We start from the raw sequence: 14,706 nt of genomic DNA on the forward strand, positions 1-14,706 counted from the left end.
CGAGGACCGCACCCAATCCTCAGTCCGTCTCCGCCTTCGTCTCACGTGCCTGGAAGGACTCCATCATCTCCGGTGCGGTCATCCGGCCGTCGACGACCGCTTCGACGTGCTCGGCGATCGGTGCGTCGACGCCGACCTTGCGTGCGAGCTCCAGCAGGGACGAGCAGGACTTCGTGCCCTCGGCGACCTGCCGGGTCGAGGCCACGATCTCCTCGGTGGTCATGCCGAGGCCGAGCTTCTCCCCGAACGTCCGGTTGCGGGACAGCGGCGACGAGCAGGTCGCGACCAGGTCGCCCAGGCCGGCGAGCCCCATCAGGGTCAGCGGGTTGGCGTCCATCGCCATCGCTAGCCGCGCCGTCTCCGCCAGCCCGCGCGTGATCACCGACGCGGTCGTGTTGTCACCGAAGCCCAGCCCGACGGCCATGCCGACCGAGAGAGCCACGACGTTCTTGTACGCGCCACCGAGCTCGCAGCCGACGACGTCGACGCTGGTGTAGGGGCGGAACGCCGGACCATGGACGAGGTGCTGCACCTGCTTGGCGACGTCCTCGTCGGCGCACGCGACCACCGACGCCGCGGGTTCGCGCTGCGCGATCTCGTGAGACAGGTTGGGCCCGCTCACGACGGCGATGCGCTCCGAACCGGCATCGGTGACCTCGGCGACCACTTCGCTCATGCGCTTGAGGGTGCCCAGCTCGACGCCCTTCATCAGCGAGACCATCACCGCCGAGGACGGGAGGTACGGCGCCCACAGCTCGAGGTTGACGCGGAACGTCTGCGACGGCACCGCGAAGACCACGACCTCGGCGTGGGCCACCGCCTTCTCGGTGTCGTGGGTGGCGACGACGGAGGGAGGCAGCTCGACGCCTGGGAGGTAGTCGGTGTTCTCGCGGCGCTGGTTGATGGTCTCGCAGACCTCTTCCCGCCGCGCCCACAAGGTGACGTCGTTCCCGGCGTCCGCGAGCACGAGGGAGAACGCCGTACCCCACGAGCCTGCCCCGAGGACGGAGACCTGCGTCATGTGCCCGTCGACTTCCGCTCGCCCTTCGCCGGCTGCTGCTCGGACCTCTTCGGGTTGCCGGTCGGTCGCACTCCGGACTTGCGCGGGTCGAAGCGTTCGGCCGGTGCCTCCTCGCCGCGCACCTCCGCGACGAGGGCGGTGAGCGCCGCCATGATCCGTCGCGTCGCCTCGTTGATCGTCTGGGTCGTGTGCGGCTGGGCCTGCAGGTCGTCCAGCGGGACCGGGTCGCCGACCTTCATCGTGATCCGGGTGCGGGGGAAGAGGTGCGGCTTCTTGGCATAGGGGTAGAGCAGGTTGTGCACGCCCCACTGGCCGATCGGGATCACCGGGCAGCCGGTCTCGAGCGCGATCCGCGCGGCCCCGGACTTGCCGGCCATCGGCCACAGGTCGGGGTCGCGGGTGAGCGTGCCCTCGGGATACACGACCACGCACTCACCCGCACGTACGGCGGCGACGGCGGCGTCGAACGCGCCCTTCGCGTTCCTGGTGAGCCGTTCGACGGGGATCTGCCCCGCGGCCGTGAGGAAGTAGGACAGTGCGGGGTTCTTGAAGAGCCCCGACTTCGCGAGGTAGCGGGGCATCCGGCCGTGGTCGTAGACGATGTGCGCGGCCGTCAACGGGTCCACATGGGACACGTGGTTGAAGACCAAGATGCAGCCACCGGTCGCCGGGATCTTCTCGCCGTCGATCCAGGTGCGCTTCGTGGTGGCGAGCAGCACCGGCTTGAGGACGGGTACGGCGAGGTTGAACGCCCAGCCGCGCTTCCGCTGCAGCGGTCGCACCGGTCGCAGACCCACCTGCGTCCCTCCCGTCGTGGCACCCGAACAATGCGGTCGGCCCGGCAGCAGCGCCGGTGTCCGGGTCAGGCTACTCGGTCGACGAGCGTCGCCGGCCGCCTGACAGGATCGCCTCGATGAGTGCGTCGTACGTCGTCCTGCTGCCGGTGAAGCCGCCCGCACAAGGCAAGTCGAGGCTCGAGGGCGACCCTGCTCGCCGTCGTGCACTGGCGGCGGCGTTCGCCTTGGACACGGCCCGCGCCTGTCTCGCCGCCGGCTCGGTGACGGCCGTGCTCGCGGTCACCGACGACGCGCGGTTCGCCGACCAGCTGCGGACGGTCGGCTGCGAGACGATCCCGGACGGGGTCGCCGGCAACCTCAACGAGACGCTCCGCCTCGCCGCGGCCGAGGCCCGCCGACGCTGGCCGGAGGCGACACCCGTGGCGGTGTGCGCCGACCTTCCGGCCTTACTACCCGCGGATCTCGACGCGGCTCTCGACACCGCGGACGGGATGGCGTTCGTCGCCGACCAGGACGAGGTGGGCACGACGCTGTACACCGCGCCGTACGACCTGTTCACGCCAAGATTCGGCCACCGTTCGCGGCAGGCCCACCTCGACATCGGCGCCCGCGAGATCACCGGCGACCTGTGGTCGCTCCGCCGCGACGTCGACGACGCGGCAGGCCTCGCTGCGGCGACGACGCTCGGACTCGGTGCACACACCCGGCTCGCGTTGCTCGGATAGACCCTGGCCCGGACACGACGTAGGGGCCACCGGATCACCGGTGGCCCCTCCTCGACGTGGTGCGTCAGCGCTTCTTCGCGGTCCGCTTGGCCGCCTTCTTGGCGGTCTTCCTGGCCGGAGCCTTCTTCGCCGTCGTCCTCTTGGCCGTGGTCCTCTTGGCGGCCGTCTTCTTGGCGGCGGTCTTCTTGGCGGGAGCCTTCTTCGCCGTCGTCCTCTTCGCAGCCGTCCTCTTGGCGGCCGTCTTCTTGGCCGGAGCCTTCTTCGCCGTCGTCTTCCTGGCCGTCGTCTTCTTCGCCGTCGTCCTCTTGGCGGCGGTCCTCTTGGCAGTGGTCCTCTTGGCGGCCGTCTTCTTGGCGGCGGTCTTCTTGGCGGCGGTCTTCTTGGCCGGAGCCTTCTTGGCCGTCGTCCTCTTGGCAGCCGCCTTCTTGGCCGGTGCGGCCTTCTTGGCGGTCTTCTTCGCCGTCGTCTTCTTCGCCGTCGTCTTCTTCGCGGTGGCCTTCTTGGCCGCGGCCTTCTTCGCCGAGGCCGTCGCCTTCTTCGCCGTCGACGTCGACGCGGCCAACGTCAGCTTCGGCAGCTTCTTGGCACCAGAGACGACGTTCTTCAGCTCGGCCCCGGCGGTGAACTTCGGCACCGACGTCTCTTTGGCCATGATCTGAGCACCGGTCCGCGGATTACGGACCATGCGAGCCTTCCGCTCGATCTTCTTGAACGAGCCGAATCCCGTGATCGCGACCTTCTCTCCCCTGGCCACCTCGCGCGTGATCGTGTCCAGGACAGAGTCCAGAGCGTGCTGCGCCTGCTTGCGGTTCCCCTCGTAACGCGCGGCGAGTGCGTCGATGAGCTGTGACTTGTTCACGGCTTCCCTTCCAATGAACGATTGTGGCCGGCCCTTTTGCCCGGCTTCTCGACGAACGCTAGGTACTCGCGGCGTTCGTCACAATCACCACGCCGGGTCTGTCGAAGGTTTTTTCCGTTGCGTTTCCGGCTCAACTGCGCCCTTTTCGGCGAACTGCGACCGTGGCGTCGGTTGCTCCGAACATCCGACTCTCGCCCGATTGTCGTAGACGTTCCGTTGCGGCGGCCCCGCATCGGGTCTGCGAAATCCCTTCTGTTGAGCGGGATTCGCGCGATTCCGTGTCAGAGCGTTGCGGGCTTCCAGCTCGGACGTCCCGATTCGTACGTCGCGATGTCGTCCTCGTGGGCGAGCGTCAGCGAGATGTCGTCGAGCCCTTCGAGCAGTCGCCATCGCGTGTACTCGTCGATGTCGAAAGAGTCCTCGATCGCATCGGGTCCGTCGCCGGCGCGCACGGTGCGCTCGTCGAGGTCGACGCTGATCGTCGTCCCGGGCTCGGCCTCGAGCAGGTCCCAGAGTCGGAGCACGACCTTGTCGTCGACCTGTGCTGCCAACAGCCCGGCCTTGCCGGCGTTGCCGCGAAAGATGTCACCGAAGCGCGGCGACAGCACGACCTTGAAGCCGTAGTTCTGCAACGCCCACACGGCATGTTCGCGAGACGAGCCGGTGCCGAAGTCCGGGCCGGCGACGAGCACGGTGCCCACGTCGTACGGCTTCTGGTTGAGCACGAACGACGGGTCGTTGCGCCAGGCCGCGAACAGTCCGTCCTCGAAACCGGTGCGGGTGACGCGCTTGAGGTAGACCGCCGGGATGATCTGGTCGGTGTCGACGTTGCTGCGACGCAGTGGGACGCCGATGCCGGTGTGGCTGGTGAACGCCTCCATCAGATCTGCTCCAGATCGGCGGGCGAGCTCAGCGTGCCGCGGATCGCCGTGGCAGCGGCGACGGGGACCGAGACGAGATGGGTGCGCCCGCCCTTGCCCTGCCGGCCCTCGAAGTTGCGGTTGGACGTCGAGGCGCTCCGCTCCTGGGGAGCGAGCTGGTCGGGGTTCATGCCGAGGCACATCGAGCAACCGGCACCCCGCCACTCGGCACCGGCCTCCTTGAAGACGACGTCGAGACCTTCGTCCTCGGCCTGCAACCGGACGCGAACGGAGCCGGGGACGACGAGCAGGCGGATGTCGTCGGCGACCTTGCGGCCCTTGATGATCCCGGCAGCGGTGCGGAGGTCCTCGATCCGGCCGTTGGTGCACGAGCCGACGAACACGGTGTCGACCCGGATCTCACGCATCGGCGTACCGGCCTCGAGCCCCATGTACTCCAGGGCCTTGCGGGCACCGACCCGGTCGCTCTCCTTGTCGTAGCTCTCCGGGTCGGGCACCGAGCCCGCGAGCGGTACGCCGTGACCCGGGTTGGTGCCCCAGGTGACGAACGGCGTCATGGTGCTCGCGTCGAGCTCGATCTCCTGGTCGAACCCGGCGTCCTCATCGGTGACCAGGGTCTTCCAGTGCTCGACCGCGGCATCCCAGTCGGCCCCCGTCGGCGCCTCGGGCCGGCCCATCAGATAGCCGAACGTCGTCTCGTCGGGGCCGATCAGCCCGGCCTTGGCACCCCACTCGATGCTCATGTTGCAGACCGTCATCCGGGCCTCCATCGACAGCGCCTCGATGGCCGGACCGCGGTACTCCACGACGTACCCCTGGCCGCCGCCGGTGCCGGTGTGGGCGATCAGGGTGAGGACGAGGTCCTTGGCGGTGACGCCGGCTGGCAGCTGACCGGTCACGGTGACCGCCATCGTCTTCGGGCGCGCCTGGGGCAGGGTCTGCGTGGCGAGCACGTGCTCCACCTCGGAGGTCCCGATGCCGAACGCGAGCGCCCCGAACGCGCCGTGCGTCGAGGTGTGGGAGTCGCCGCAGACGATGGTCATACCGGGCTGTGTGAGCCCGAGCTGGGGCCCGATGATGTGCACGATCCCCTGGTCGAGGTCGCCGAGCGGGTGGAGCCGGACGCCGAACTCCTCGGCGTTCCTTCGCAGCGTCTCGACCTGGGTGCGGCTGACCGGGTCCTTGATCGGCTGGTCCCACTCGAGAGTCGGGACGTTGTGGTCCTCGGTCGCCAGGGTCAAGTCCGGACGACGTACCGGGCGGCCCGCGAGGCGGAGTCCGTCGAACGCCTGGGGTGAGGTCACCTCGTGGATCAGATGGAGGTCGATGTAGAGCAGATCTGGCTCGCCCTCGGTGGACCGGACCACGTGCTCGTCCCAGACCTTCTCGGCCAGGGTCCTGCCCATCTCTCCTCCTCCGTGCTCCTCGAATCGACCTCGACCCTACAACTTGCGTCCCATGATCTGAGACGGCAATATTGCCATATGGACACAACCAGCGGCGTGGGCGTGCTCGACAAGGCCGCCCTCGTGCTCACCGCTCTCGAGTCCGGACCGGCCACCCTGGCCGGGCTGGTCACCGCCACCGGCCTCGCCCGGCCGACTGCGCACCGCCTCGCGGTCGCCCTGGAGCACCACCGTCTGGTCGCACGCGACCTCCAGGGGCGGTTCGTGCTCGGCCCGCGGCTGGCGGAGCTCTCCGTCGCCGCCGGCGAGGACCGGCTGCTCGCGACGGCGGGCCCCGTCCTGGCGCGACTGCGCGACATCACCGGAGAGTCGTCGCAGCTCTGGCGCCGCCAAGGCGACTACCGCGTCTGCGTCGCGGCCGCCGAGCGCCCGTCGGGTCTGCGCGACACCATCCCGGTCGGCTCGCAGCTGACGATGCGTGCCGGCTCCGCCGCCCAGGTGCTGCTGGCGTGGGAGGACGCCGAGCGCATCCACCGCGGTCTGCAGAACGCCGCGTTCTCGGCCGCTGCTCTGTCGGGCATTCGCCGGCGCGGCTGGGCGCAGTCGGTCGGCGAGCGGGAGCAGGGTGTCGCCTCGGTGTCCGCCCCGGTCCGCTCCCCCTCGGGGAAGATCGTGGCGGCGGTGTCCGTCAGCGGGCCTCTCGAGCGCCTGTCCCGACAGCCGGGCCGGATGCATGCGCCGGCGGTCGTGGCCGCTGCGGAACGGTTGTCCGAGTCGTTGCGGCGCGCTGCCGCCGAGTAGCCGAAGTGGGAGTTCTCCCGCGCCCAAGTGGGAGCTCTCCCGCGCCCAAGTGGGGGATCAAGGTTGTGTGGTCCCACCTCGCCGCCGGAGAGAGCCCACTTCGACGGCGGACAAGCCCCACTTCGGCTCAGAGCCGCTTCGACACCAGCTCGACGAGGTTCCCGTCGGGGTCGGCGACCACGGCGTTGCGGTTGTTGTTCCCCGTGTCATGGGGCGGCGTGACCGACGGAGTGCCGGCCGCGACCAGCTCGTCGTACGACGCGTCGACGTCGTCGCTCCAGAGGACGAGCTGGAACCCGCCGCTCCCGGGGGACGCGTCGATGCCGTGCACGCGCATCGCGGCCTCCGCGCTCGAGATCGCGATCATGACTCCGTCGAGCCGTAGCTCGACGTGGTCCGGCGCGTCGCTGTCGGGAGCACGAAAGGTCTCCGCGAACCCCAGCGGCCCGCCGTAGAAGGCGAGGGCCGCCGGGAGATCGCGGGTGTAGATGTTGACCATCGGGCTCGAGAACGTCATCGGGTCATCGTGACAGACCACCTGCCGTCAGAAGAGCGCGTCCTGCTCGATCTCCAGCAGGGCCTGCTTGCGCTCGATGCCTCCGGCGTACCCGGTCAGGGTTCCGTCGGCCCCGATCACCCGGTGGCACGGGATGACGATCGGGATCGGGTTGCTGCCGTTGGCCAGGCCGACCGCGCGTGAGGCGGCGTTGGACTTGCCGAGGCGCTTGGCGATCTGGCCGTACGACGCGGTGTCGCCGTACCCGATCTCGAGCAGCTGCGTCCACACCGATCGCTGGAACTCGCTGCCGCCCGGGTCGAGCGGCAGGTCGAACTCCTTGAGGTCGCGGTCGAAGTAGGCGCGGAGCTGGCGCACCGTCTCGACGAGCACCGCGTTGGTGTCGTCGCGGTCACCGCGCGGCCGCCCGTCGTGGTCACGGAACGGCGAGAACTCGATGGCGGTGATCGCCCCGTCGTGCTCGACGATGCGCAGGTCGCCCACGGGCGAGTTCATGACGGTCCACATGTCAGTGTCCTTTCGTTGTGCTCGAAGTGAGCGTGTGCCAGAGATGGAGCTGCGCGTACGAGCGCCATGGCCGCCATCGCTCGGCGAGGTCGTCGGCCTCCGCAGGGTCGCGTCCGAGCAGGCGGAGCGCGTCGCGGATGCCGATGTCGGTGGGCAGGAAGACGTCGGGGTGGCCGAGGGCACGGAGCGCGATGTAGTCGGCGGTCCAGGGCCCGATGCCGGGCACCTCCAGCAGCTGACGGCGTACGTCGTCGCGGTCGGCGCCGCGGTCGAGACGCAGCACGCCGTCGGTCAGCGCGCGGCACACCGCGATGAGCGCCCGACCGCGTGCCCGCGGCATCGGCAAGGACTCGGGCTCGAGCTCGGCCAGCCGCGCGGCCGCGGGGAAGAGATGGGTCAGCCCGTCGACCGGAGACGCGAGACGCTCGCCGTACTGCTCGGTGAGGCGGCCGGCCGCGGTGCGTGCGGCCGCGACCGTGACCTGCTGGCCGACCACGGCCCGCACCGCGAGCTCGTCTCCGTCGACGTGACCGGGCACCCGCAGGCCGGGCCGCCGACGCACCAGCGGACCGAGCACCGGGTCGCCCGCGAACGCGTCACTAATCGCGACCGGGTCGCAGTCGGCGTCGACCAGGCGGCGTACCCGCTCGACGGCGGCGGTGAGGTCGCGCAGGTCGGACAGCCGGAAGGTCGCGGGCACGAACGCTGTCGACCCGTCCTCGTCGTGGTCGGCGAGCTCGAGCTCGACGGTGCCGATGCCGTGCGGGAGCCGGAGGGTGCGGGAGTACGTCGTGTCCCTGGTCACCTCGACGCCCGAGACGGCACGCGTGGCCAGGAACTCGTGCAGCGCGCGACCCGCGAACGGCGTGCGTACGGCGAGCCGGAGCTGGAGGGCGCCACTCTGGGTGTTCTTGCCGCGGCCGCCACGGAGCTGGGTCGGCGTCGCGGCGTAGACCTCGCGGACCGTCTCGTTGAACTGCCTGACGCTGCTGAACCCGGATGCGAAGGCGACATCGGCCGCCCCGAGGTCGGTGGTCTCGAGCAGCACGCGTGCGGTCTGGGCGCGCTTGGCCCGGGCCAACGCGAGCGGGCCGGCGCCGAGCTCCTGGGTGAGGAGCCGCGAGAGGTGACGGGGCGTGTACCCGATGTGGCGGGCGAGGCCGTCGACGCCCTCGCGGTCGACCACGCCGTCACCGATCAACCGCATCGCACGGCCGGCGGCGTCGGCGGCGACGTCCCAGTCGGGGCTGCCAGGGGTGGCATCGGGGAGGCACCGCTTGCAGGCGCGGAAGCCGGCGGCCTGAGCGGCCGCGGCGGTCGGGTGGAACGTGACGTTGTGGAACGCCGGGGTGCGCGCGGGGCAGGACGGCCGGCAGTAGATGCCGGTCGTGCGGACCGCGGTGTAGAACACACCGTCGAACCTGCGGTCGCGGCTCTTCACCGCGCGGTAGCAGGACTCGAAGTCCTGGTGCATCGGCGAGGTCGTCGGGGTCATGCCCCCATCATGGCCGATGGCACCGACAGTCTCTGGCGGGAATCGGACACGACCGCCGCAGCCGGTGCCGACTCAGCGGCGTACCGCGTCGACGAGCTTCCAGCCGGCCGGGAGCAGACCGGCGGCCAGCAGGATCTTGACCGCGTCGCCGGGCAGGAAGGGCCGGACGCCGAGGGTCCAGGCCTGGCTCGCGGTCACGTCCAGGGCGTGCTTGAGCCAGAAGAAGCCGAAGGCGTAGATCACGACGTTGCCGAGGATCATCGCCGGCAGCGAACGCATCGCCCTGCGGTCCCAACCGCGGTCGGCCAGCCAGCCGACGAGGGTGGCCGCCACCAGCATGCCGACCAGGTAGCCGCCGGTGGCCGAGGTGAACTTGAGGACGTCCCACCCGGACGCGTGCTGGGCGAAGACGCCGTACCCGAGGCCACCGACGACCAGGTACGCCGCCATCGTGGCGAAGCCGCGGGTTGCGCCGTACGCCCCTCCGACGAGCAGGACCGCGAACGTCTGGCCGGTGAACGGGACCGGTGTGTTCGGCAGGTGGAAGGTGACCTGTGCCGACAGCCCGATCAGGGCCACGCCGATCGCGACGAGCACCGCGTCGGCGACGAGGCTGACGGCACGACTGCTGGGGCGGACGAGCGACGGGACGAGCGCGGTGGAGGACATGGTCGGATCCTAGGGAACCCGGGCTTCGTCGGTCACCCGGGGCCCGACGGACGGACGCCTCAACGCCCGAGGGCGAGCCCGAACGCCTTCGCCATCGACGGAGCGGTGGCCGCCTGCCGCAGGGGCGGCAGACCGAGGACCTGGCTGTAGAGCCGCGACAGCGACAGGTGGGAGAGCGGGCTCTTCGCGACGACACCGCGCACGCTCGGGTGAACCAGGATCGTGAGGATGACGTTGCCCTGCGTGTGGTCGTCCTCGTCGGCCGTGACGACGATGGCGAGCCGACCGGAGCGGAAGTCCGGCCCCGACATCGCGAGCCCGACCCCTTGGCGGATGAACGCATCGGCGGTCGCCAGCGAACAGTTGTGCGCGTCGTCGCAGAGGTCGGGCACCACCATCCCGGCGTCGGGCAGATGACCGGTGCGTACGTCGTGGGGGAAGCGGTCGAGGCTGGTGTCGAAGGTCTGGCACTCGCCGCGCTCGGAGGTGAAGTAGGTCCAGGGGTTGTGCCGCACGGCGTACTGCCCTGCGTTCGTGAGGGTGCAGGGGGCCGGCATGTCGTCGGCGTACACGCGCGCGGTGAGTCCGTGGGCGAGCGCTTCGCCGAAGACAGAGGCACCGCTGAGCGGGTGGTCCGGCGGGCTGAGGTCGTCCTGGACGCCGAACGTCGATCCGCCTGCGATGGCGAGGTAGTTCGGCAGCGACGGGTGGGTCATCGCGTGGAAGTCGGTCGCATAGCCGTACGTCGTGCCCAACTGGGAGGTCCACGGCATCTGCGACTGCATCTCGGAGAGCGAGCTGTTCTCGATCATGAACACGAGGAGCTTGGTGGCCCCCGCCGATGCCGCGTGCGTGGTCGGACTGGATGGCGTCGGCGTACCGGTTGACCCCGGCGAGTGGTGGGTCGGGGACGGAAAGTCCGTCGACGCGACGCTCGAGCTGTGCGCGCCGCCGCAGCCGGCGAGCACGAACCCCAGCACGACCGCGAGCACCGGAGCCCGACCCAGCGTCATGCGCGGGACGGTACCCGCGAAGACCAAAACGGCAGGTCGCATCGACCGGCCATCACAGTGCAGCGTGCGTGACGATCAGCCGACCAGGCGCCGGGCGAGTCATTCCGCTTCGGTCGGGTTCAAAGTCATCACGAACGACGCCGGATGTGCCGAGGCACCGGCACCTCGCGACGGCGGTGGTTGAACCGATCGACCCATTGGGCGGTGACGACCTCGAGGTCATCGACGCCCTTCCACGGCCGCCTCGGCTTGATCAGCTCGGCTTGTAGAGCCCGATCACCGACTCTGCGAGCGCGTTGTCGTGCGAGGACCCGACGGCACCGGTCGAGGGTTTGATGGCCGCTGTCGCGAGGTGCCCGGAGTTAGGCCACGGACAAGTACTGGACCCGTGATCGCGGCCCCGCCCAGCGTTTCCGCTGTCAGGACACGCTTTTCCGACTTGTACCCCCGACCGGATTCGAACCGGCGCTACCGCCTTGAGAGGGCGGCGTGCTAGGCCACTACACAACGGGGGCAAGCGCGCGAAGACGCGACGAGTGACTGTATCGAAGGCCCCCGGACGTTCAAAATCCCGGCCTGGGCCGGGAATTTCGCTGGGGTACTAGGACTCGAACCTAGACTAACTGAACCAGAATCAGCCGTGCTGCCAATTACACCATACCCCAATGATTGACCGGCTTTCGCGCCTCAGCCGCCCCCTGGAGAGCGGGTCGCGGGGTGCTCGGTCGACCGCCGGGAAACCTTACACGCGGCTCCGTGGGGCCTCCAAAACGCGCGCGCTGGTGGTGGTCGCCAGTCCCATCCGGCGACTCACGGCGACCGCCAGCACGAGGTAGACCAGTGACTGGGTGAGGGTCACCGGGATGCTCCACCAGCTCCCACCGGAAGGGTTCAGGGTCGAGGCCATGTCGCTGTAGGTGAGTGCGATGCCGTAGGCCAGGAAGTTGTTGAGCACGTGCATCGCGATGCCGGCCTCGAGTCCGCCGGTGCGGATCACGAGGATCCCGGCGACGACCCCGAACGCGAACCGGTCGAAGAAGACCGGTGGGCTCTGGCCGAGACCATGGGCGAGTCCGAACAGGAACGCCGGGAGCAGGACCGCCACCCAGGCCGAGTGGAACATCCCGCCGAACGCCTGGGTGAGGTAGCCACGGAAGACGTACTCCTCGCCGGCCGCCTGGAACGGCGTCAGCAGCAGGATCACCAGCACGTAGTGGAACGTCGTCGTGGTGAAGCTGTTGGCGTGCCCGCTCACGTCGCCGTCCTGGCCGGGCAGCACCGCGCCGACGACCAGTGTCGCGATCAGCGCGACGACCGAGACGGCGAGGCAGGCGAACAGGTAGCGCCACCGGATGCGGGGCCGGACCGAGGCCAGCCATCGTGGCGCGATGCCGTGCACGAATCTGGTGGTCAGCATGGCCAGCGGGATGAACGTCGCGAGCGCGACGTTGAGGAACGCCAGCCCCGCCGGGGTCGGCTTCGTCAGGTCTGCGAGCCGGGCCACGTCGACGGCGCCCTGACCGGTGACCAGGTAGACGGCCTGGAAGACGATCGTCGCGATCACCGCGCCGAACAGGACGAACCCGAGGAACATCAGCACGATGCCGACGAGTGGCCGCCACACGCCGGGGCGGCCCGCCTCCTGGATCCGGTGGTACGCCAGACCGTCCGGGGCGACCGGGCCCCGGAGCCAGGTCGACCCGGGAAGAGTCATGTCAGCGCCGACTGCAGGCGTTTGAGCGAGCGTTCGCGGCCGAGCAGCTCGAGTGACTCGAAGAGCGGAGGGCTGACCCGGCTCCCGGTGACCGCGACGCGGACCGGGCCGAAGGCGTTGCGCGGCTTGAGTCCCAACCCCTCGACCAGCGCCGCACGCAGTCCGCCCTCGATCGCGGCCGTGGTCCACTCGCCGAGCCCGGACAGTGCGTCGTACGCCGCGCGAACCACGTCGCGGCCGGCGTCGTCGATCTCGTCGGTCCGGCTGAACGAGTCCTCGTCCACGAAGAGGAACCCGAGCATCGGCACCGACTCCGACAGCGTGTTGATGCGCTCGTGCACCAACGGCATCGCGGCGTCGAGCAACCGGCGCTGGTCGGGGGTGATCGGCTCGTCGACGAGCTCGGCCTCGGCCAGGAACGGGATCACCCGCTCGGTCATGTCGGGCAGGGAGATCCGCCGCATGTGAGCGCTGTTGACCGCCGCGAGCTTCTTCATGTCGAAGCGCGCGGGGTTCGGGTTGACCCGCTGGATGTCGAACGCCTCGGCCATCTCCTGCATCGTGAAGATGTCGCGGTCCTCGGCGATGCCCCAGCCGAGCAGCGCGAGGTAGTTCAGCAGCCCCTCGGGCAGGAAGCCACGGTCGACGTACTCCAGCAGACCGGACCCCGGGTCGCGCTTGGACAGCTTGCGGTTGCCCTCGCCCATCACCATCGGCAGGTGTCCGAAGCGCGGCGGACCGTTCCCGACGCCGAGCCGGTGCAGCGTTTCGTAGAGCGGGATCTGCCGCGGGGTCGACGAGAGCAGGTCCTCACCGCGGAGCACGTGGGTGATCCCCATCATCGCGTCGTCGAGCGGGTTGACGAGCGTGTACAAGGGGTCACCGTTGGCGCGCAGGATCGCGAAGTCCGGCACGTTCTCCGGCAGGAACCCCACCTCGCCACGCACCAGGTCGTCGAACACGATCGGCTCGGACGGCATCCGGAAACGCAGCACCGGCATCCGCCCCTCGGCCTGCCACACGGCCAGCTGGTCGGGGTCGAGCTCGCGACAGAATCCGTCGTATCCCTGGTTCTTGGAGCCGCTGGCCTTGCGTCGCGCGTCGACCTCGTCGTTCTTGCAGTAGCAGTCGTAGGCCAGGCTCTCCTCGCGGAGCGCCTGCGCGACCTCGGCATAGATCGGAAATCGCTCGGACTGACGATAGGGGCCGTTGTCGCCGCCGACCTCCGGTCCCTCGTCCCAGTCGATGCCGAGCCAGTTCAGCGAGTCGATGATCGAGCGGTAGCCCTCGACGGTGTTGCGGGCCAGGTCGGTGTCCTCGATGCGCAGCACGAGGGTGCCGCCGTAGTGGCGGGCGAAGGCCCAGTTGAACAACGCGCTGCGCACGTTGCCGACGTGGAGGTTGCCGGTCGGGCTGGGTGGGAACCGGACGCGGACATCCGACGGCTGCGTGTCGCCGAGGACGGGGTCACTCATCGCTTCACCACCGTGTTGGTCAAGGCGCCGAGCCCGGCGATCGACACCTCGACCTCGTCGCCGGGCTGCATCGGGCCGATGCCTTCGGGCGTACCGGTCAGGATCACGTCACCCGGAAGCAGCGTCATCACGCTGGTGATGTGGGCGACCAGGGTCGGGATGTCGAAGACCATGTCCTTGGTCGAGCCGTCCTGCACCAGGTCGCCGTTGAGATGGGTCTGGATGCCGACGCCGTCCATGAAGTCCTGCGGATCGAGGTCGGTCTCGATCCACGGCCCGAGCGGGCAGAACGTGTCGAAGCCCTTGGCGCGCGTGAACTGGCCATCCTTCTTCTGCAGGTCGCGAGCCGTCACGTCGTTGGCGATGGTGTAGCCGAAGATCACGTCGGTCGCCTGCTCCGGCGGGACGTCCCGGCAGATGCGACCGACGACGACCGCGAGCTCGCCTTCGTAGTCGACCCGCTCGCTCTGCGGCGGGTAGCGGACCTGGTCGCCCGGACCCACCACCGAGGTGTTGGGCTTGAGGAACATCAGCGGCTCATCGGGCACCTCGTTGCCGAGCTCGGCGGCGTGGCCCCCGTAGTTGCGGCCGATCGCCACGACCTTGCTGCGGGGGATCACCGGCGCGAGCAGACGGACGTCCGAGAGGAGGTGCTCGGTCTGGGTCGGCTGGATGCCGGCGTACAGCGGGTCCCCGGACAGCTCGACGACGACGCTGTCCCCGGCGGGCTGGCCGAACTCGTCCAGGTCGCCGCTGACCACGCCGTACGCCGGGTCTTCGCCCGTGGTGAACCTCGCGATACGCACGGACCCGAGCCTATCCATCG

Annotated in this window: 15 protein-coding genes, 2 tRNA genes and 1 pseudogene; 2 read left to right on the forward strand and 16 right to left on the reverse strand. The window is 69.6% G+C overall.

Annotated features, from left to right (window positions below; all coding sequences use genetic code 11):
* Positions 1–19 precede the first annotated feature (19 nt).
* Together VGJ24_RS00235 and VGJ24_RS00240 are read right to left on the reverse strand one after the other, a co-directional pair.
* On the reverse strand, positions 20–1,021 hold the full coding sequence (locus VGJ24_RS00235; RefSeq protein ID WP_331498417.1) for an NAD(P)H-dependent glycerol-3-phosphate dehydrogenase: 1,002 nt from the start codon (positions 1,019–1,021) through the stop codon (positions 20–22).
* A complete protein-coding gene (locus VGJ24_RS00240; protein WP_331498418.1) occupies positions 1,018–1,818 on the reverse strand; it encodes a lysophospholipid acyltransferase family protein in 801 nt (266 codons plus the stop codon). Before VGJ24_RS00240 ends, VGJ24_RS00235 begins: the two co-directional genes overlap by 4 nt.
* Positions 1,819–1,934: 116 nt before the next feature.
* Between VGJ24_RS00240 and cofC the strand changes: the two genes are divergently transcribed.
* Positions 1,935–2,543 carry a 2-phospho-L-lactate guanylyltransferase gene (gene cofC, locus VGJ24_RS00245; protein ID WP_331498419.1) on the forward strand — a complete coding sequence of 203 codons (609 nt, stop codon included), beginning with the start codon at positions 1,935–1,937 and terminating at the stop codon, positions 2,541–2,543.
* A 64-nt stretch (positions 2,544–2,607) separates the two neighbouring features.
* Here the strand turns inward: cofC and VGJ24_RS00250 are convergent, their stop codons facing one another.
* From VGJ24_RS00250 to leuC, 3 genes are all read right to left on the reverse strand, one after another.
* The gene (locus tag VGJ24_RS00250) at positions 2,608–3,402 is read right to left on the reverse strand and encodes an HU family DNA-binding protein (protein WP_331498420.1); all 795 of its coding nucleotides are present in this window, start codon (positions 3,400–3,402) and stop codon (positions 2,608–2,610) included.
* Positions 3,403–3,683: 281 nt separating this feature from the next.
* Positions 3,684–4,283 (reverse strand): 3-isopropylmalate dehydratase small subunit, encoded by a 600-nt coding sequence (gene leuD / locus VGJ24_RS00255; RefSeq protein WP_331498421.1) that lies wholly within the window; start codon positions 4,281–4,283, stop codon positions 3,684–3,686.
* On the reverse strand, positions 4,283–5,689 hold the full coding sequence (leuC, locus tag VGJ24_RS00260) for a 3-isopropylmalate dehydratase large subunit (protein ID WP_331498422.1): 1,407 nt from the start codon (positions 5,687–5,689) through the stop codon (positions 4,283–4,285). Before leuC ends, leuD begins: the two co-directional genes overlap by 1 nt.
* Before the next feature lie 78 nt (positions 5,690–5,767).
* Between leuC and VGJ24_RS00265 the strand changes: the two genes are divergently transcribed.
* Positions 5,768–6,490: an IclR family transcriptional regulator gene (locus VGJ24_RS00265; protein WP_331498423.1), complete on the forward strand. Its 723-nt coding sequence runs from the start codon at positions 5,768–5,770 to the stop codon at positions 6,488–6,490.
* Between the two features lie 127 nt (positions 6,491–6,617).
* On the opposite strand, the gene VGJ24_RS00270 is transcribed toward VGJ24_RS00265, so the two are convergent.
* From VGJ24_RS00270 to VGJ24_RS00320, 11 genes and pseudogenes are all read right to left on the reverse strand, one after another.
* Complete coding sequence (locus VGJ24_RS00270; protein ID WP_331498424.1) at positions 6,618–7,007, reverse strand: VOC family protein; 390 nt, start codon at positions 7,005–7,007, stop codon at positions 6,618–6,620.
* A gap of 27 nt (positions 7,008–7,034) precedes the next feature.
* A complete protein-coding gene (locus VGJ24_RS00275; RefSeq protein ID WP_331498425.1) occupies positions 7,035–7,514 on the reverse strand; it encodes a methylated-DNA--[protein]-cysteine S-methyltransferase in 480 nt (159 codons plus the stop codon).
* A gap of 1 nt (position 7,515) precedes the next feature.
* Positions 7,516–9,009, reverse strand: coding sequence for an AlkA N-terminal domain-containing protein (locus VGJ24_RS00280; RefSeq protein ID WP_331498426.1), 1,494 nt, complete (start codon positions 9,007–9,009; stop codon positions 7,516–7,518).
* A gap of 72 nt (positions 9,010–9,081) precedes the next feature.
* Complete coding sequence (locus VGJ24_RS00285; RefSeq protein WP_331498427.1) at positions 9,082–9,678, reverse strand: biotin transporter BioY; 597 nt, start codon at positions 9,676–9,678, stop codon at positions 9,082–9,084.
* Between the two features lie 59 nt (positions 9,679–9,737).
* Entirely contained in the window at positions 9,738–10,691 is a 954-nt protein-coding gene (locus VGJ24_RS00290; protein ID WP_331498428.1) for an alkaline phosphatase family protein, read from the reverse strand.
* Positions 10,692–10,861: 170 nt separating this feature from the next.
* Positions 10,862–11,085: pseudogene (locus VGJ24_RS00295) on the reverse strand (integrase core domain-containing protein); the annotation flags it as partial.
* 48 nt (positions 11,086–11,133) lie between these two features.
* Positions 11,134–11,206: transfer RNA gene (locus VGJ24_RS00300), tRNA-Glu, on the reverse strand.
* 78 nt (positions 11,207–11,284) lie between these two features.
* Positions 11,285–11,356 (reverse strand) — tRNA-Gln (locus VGJ24_RS00305).
* A gap of 77 nt (positions 11,357–11,433) precedes the next feature.
* On the reverse strand, positions 11,434–12,405 hold the full coding sequence (locus VGJ24_RS00310; RefSeq protein ID WP_331498429.1) for a CPBP family intramembrane glutamic endopeptidase: 972 nt from the start codon (positions 12,403–12,405) through the stop codon (positions 11,434–11,436).
* On the reverse strand, positions 12,402–13,880 hold the full coding sequence (gltX, locus tag VGJ24_RS00315; RefSeq protein ID WP_331498430.1) for a glutamate--tRNA ligase: 1,479 nt from the start codon (positions 13,878–13,880) through the stop codon (positions 12,402–12,404). The genes VGJ24_RS00310 and gltX overlap by 4 nt, the downstream gene beginning before the upstream one ends.
* On the reverse strand, positions 13,877–14,686 hold the full coding sequence (locus VGJ24_RS00320; protein ID WP_331498431.1) for a fumarylacetoacetate hydrolase family protein: 810 nt from the start codon (positions 14,684–14,686) through the stop codon (positions 13,877–13,879). Before VGJ24_RS00320 ends, gltX begins: the two co-directional genes overlap by 4 nt.
* Positions 14,687–14,706 lie beyond the last annotated feature (20 nt).

Source organism: Nocardioides sp. (assembly GCF_036493135.1).
Classification (GTDB): domain Bacteria; phylum Actinomycetota; class Actinomycetes; order Propionibacteriales; family Nocardioidaceae; genus Nocardioides.

Bases quoted from the DNA above. Each gene is read 5' to 3' on its own strand.
- VGJ24_RS00235 (WP_331498417.1), bottom strand. From the start codon at position 1,021: ATGACGCAGGTCTCCGTCCTCGGGGCAGGCTCGTGGGGTACGGCGTTC.
- cofC (WP_331498419.1), top strand. From the start codon at position 1,935: ATGAGTGCGTCGTACGTCGTCCTGCTGCCGGTGAAGCCGCCCGCACAA.
- leuD (WP_331498421.1), bottom strand. From the start codon at position 4,283: ATGGAGGCGTTCACCAGCCACACCGGCATCGGCGTCCCACTGCGTCGC.
- leuC (WP_331498422.1), bottom strand. From the start codon at position 5,689: ATGGGCAGGACCCTGGCCGAGAAGGTCTGGGACGAGCACGTGGTCCGG.
- VGJ24_RS00265 (WP_331498423.1), top strand. From the start codon at position 5,768: ATGGACACAACCAGCGGCGTGGGCGTGCTCGACAAGGCCGCCCTCGTG.
- VGJ24_RS00270 (WP_331498424.1), bottom strand. From the start codon at position 7,007: ATGACGTTCTCGAGCCCGATGGTCAACATCTACACCCGCGATCTCCCG.
- VGJ24_RS00275 (WP_331498425.1), bottom strand. From the start codon at position 7,514: ATGTGGACCGTCATGAACTCGCCCGTGGGCGACCTGCGCATCGTCGAG.
- VGJ24_RS00280 (WP_331498426.1), bottom strand. From the start codon at position 9,009: ATGACCCCGACGACCTCGCCGATGCACCAGGACTTCGAGTCCTGCTAC.
- VGJ24_RS00285 (WP_331498427.1), bottom strand. From the start codon at position 9,678: ATGTCCTCCACCGCGCTCGTCCCGTCGCTCGTCCGCCCCAGCAGTCGT.
- VGJ24_RS00290 (WP_331498428.1), bottom strand. From the start codon at position 10,691: ATGACGCTGGGTCGGGCTCCGGTGCTCGCGGTCGTGCTGGGGTTCGTG.
- VGJ24_RS00310 (WP_331498429.1), bottom strand. From the start codon at position 12,405: ATGACTCTTCCCGGGTCGACCTGGCTCCGGGGCCCGGTCGCCCCGGAC.
- gltX (WP_331498430.1), bottom strand. From the start codon at position 13,880: ATGAGTGACCCCGTCCTCGGCGACACGCAGCCGTCGGATGTCCGCGTC.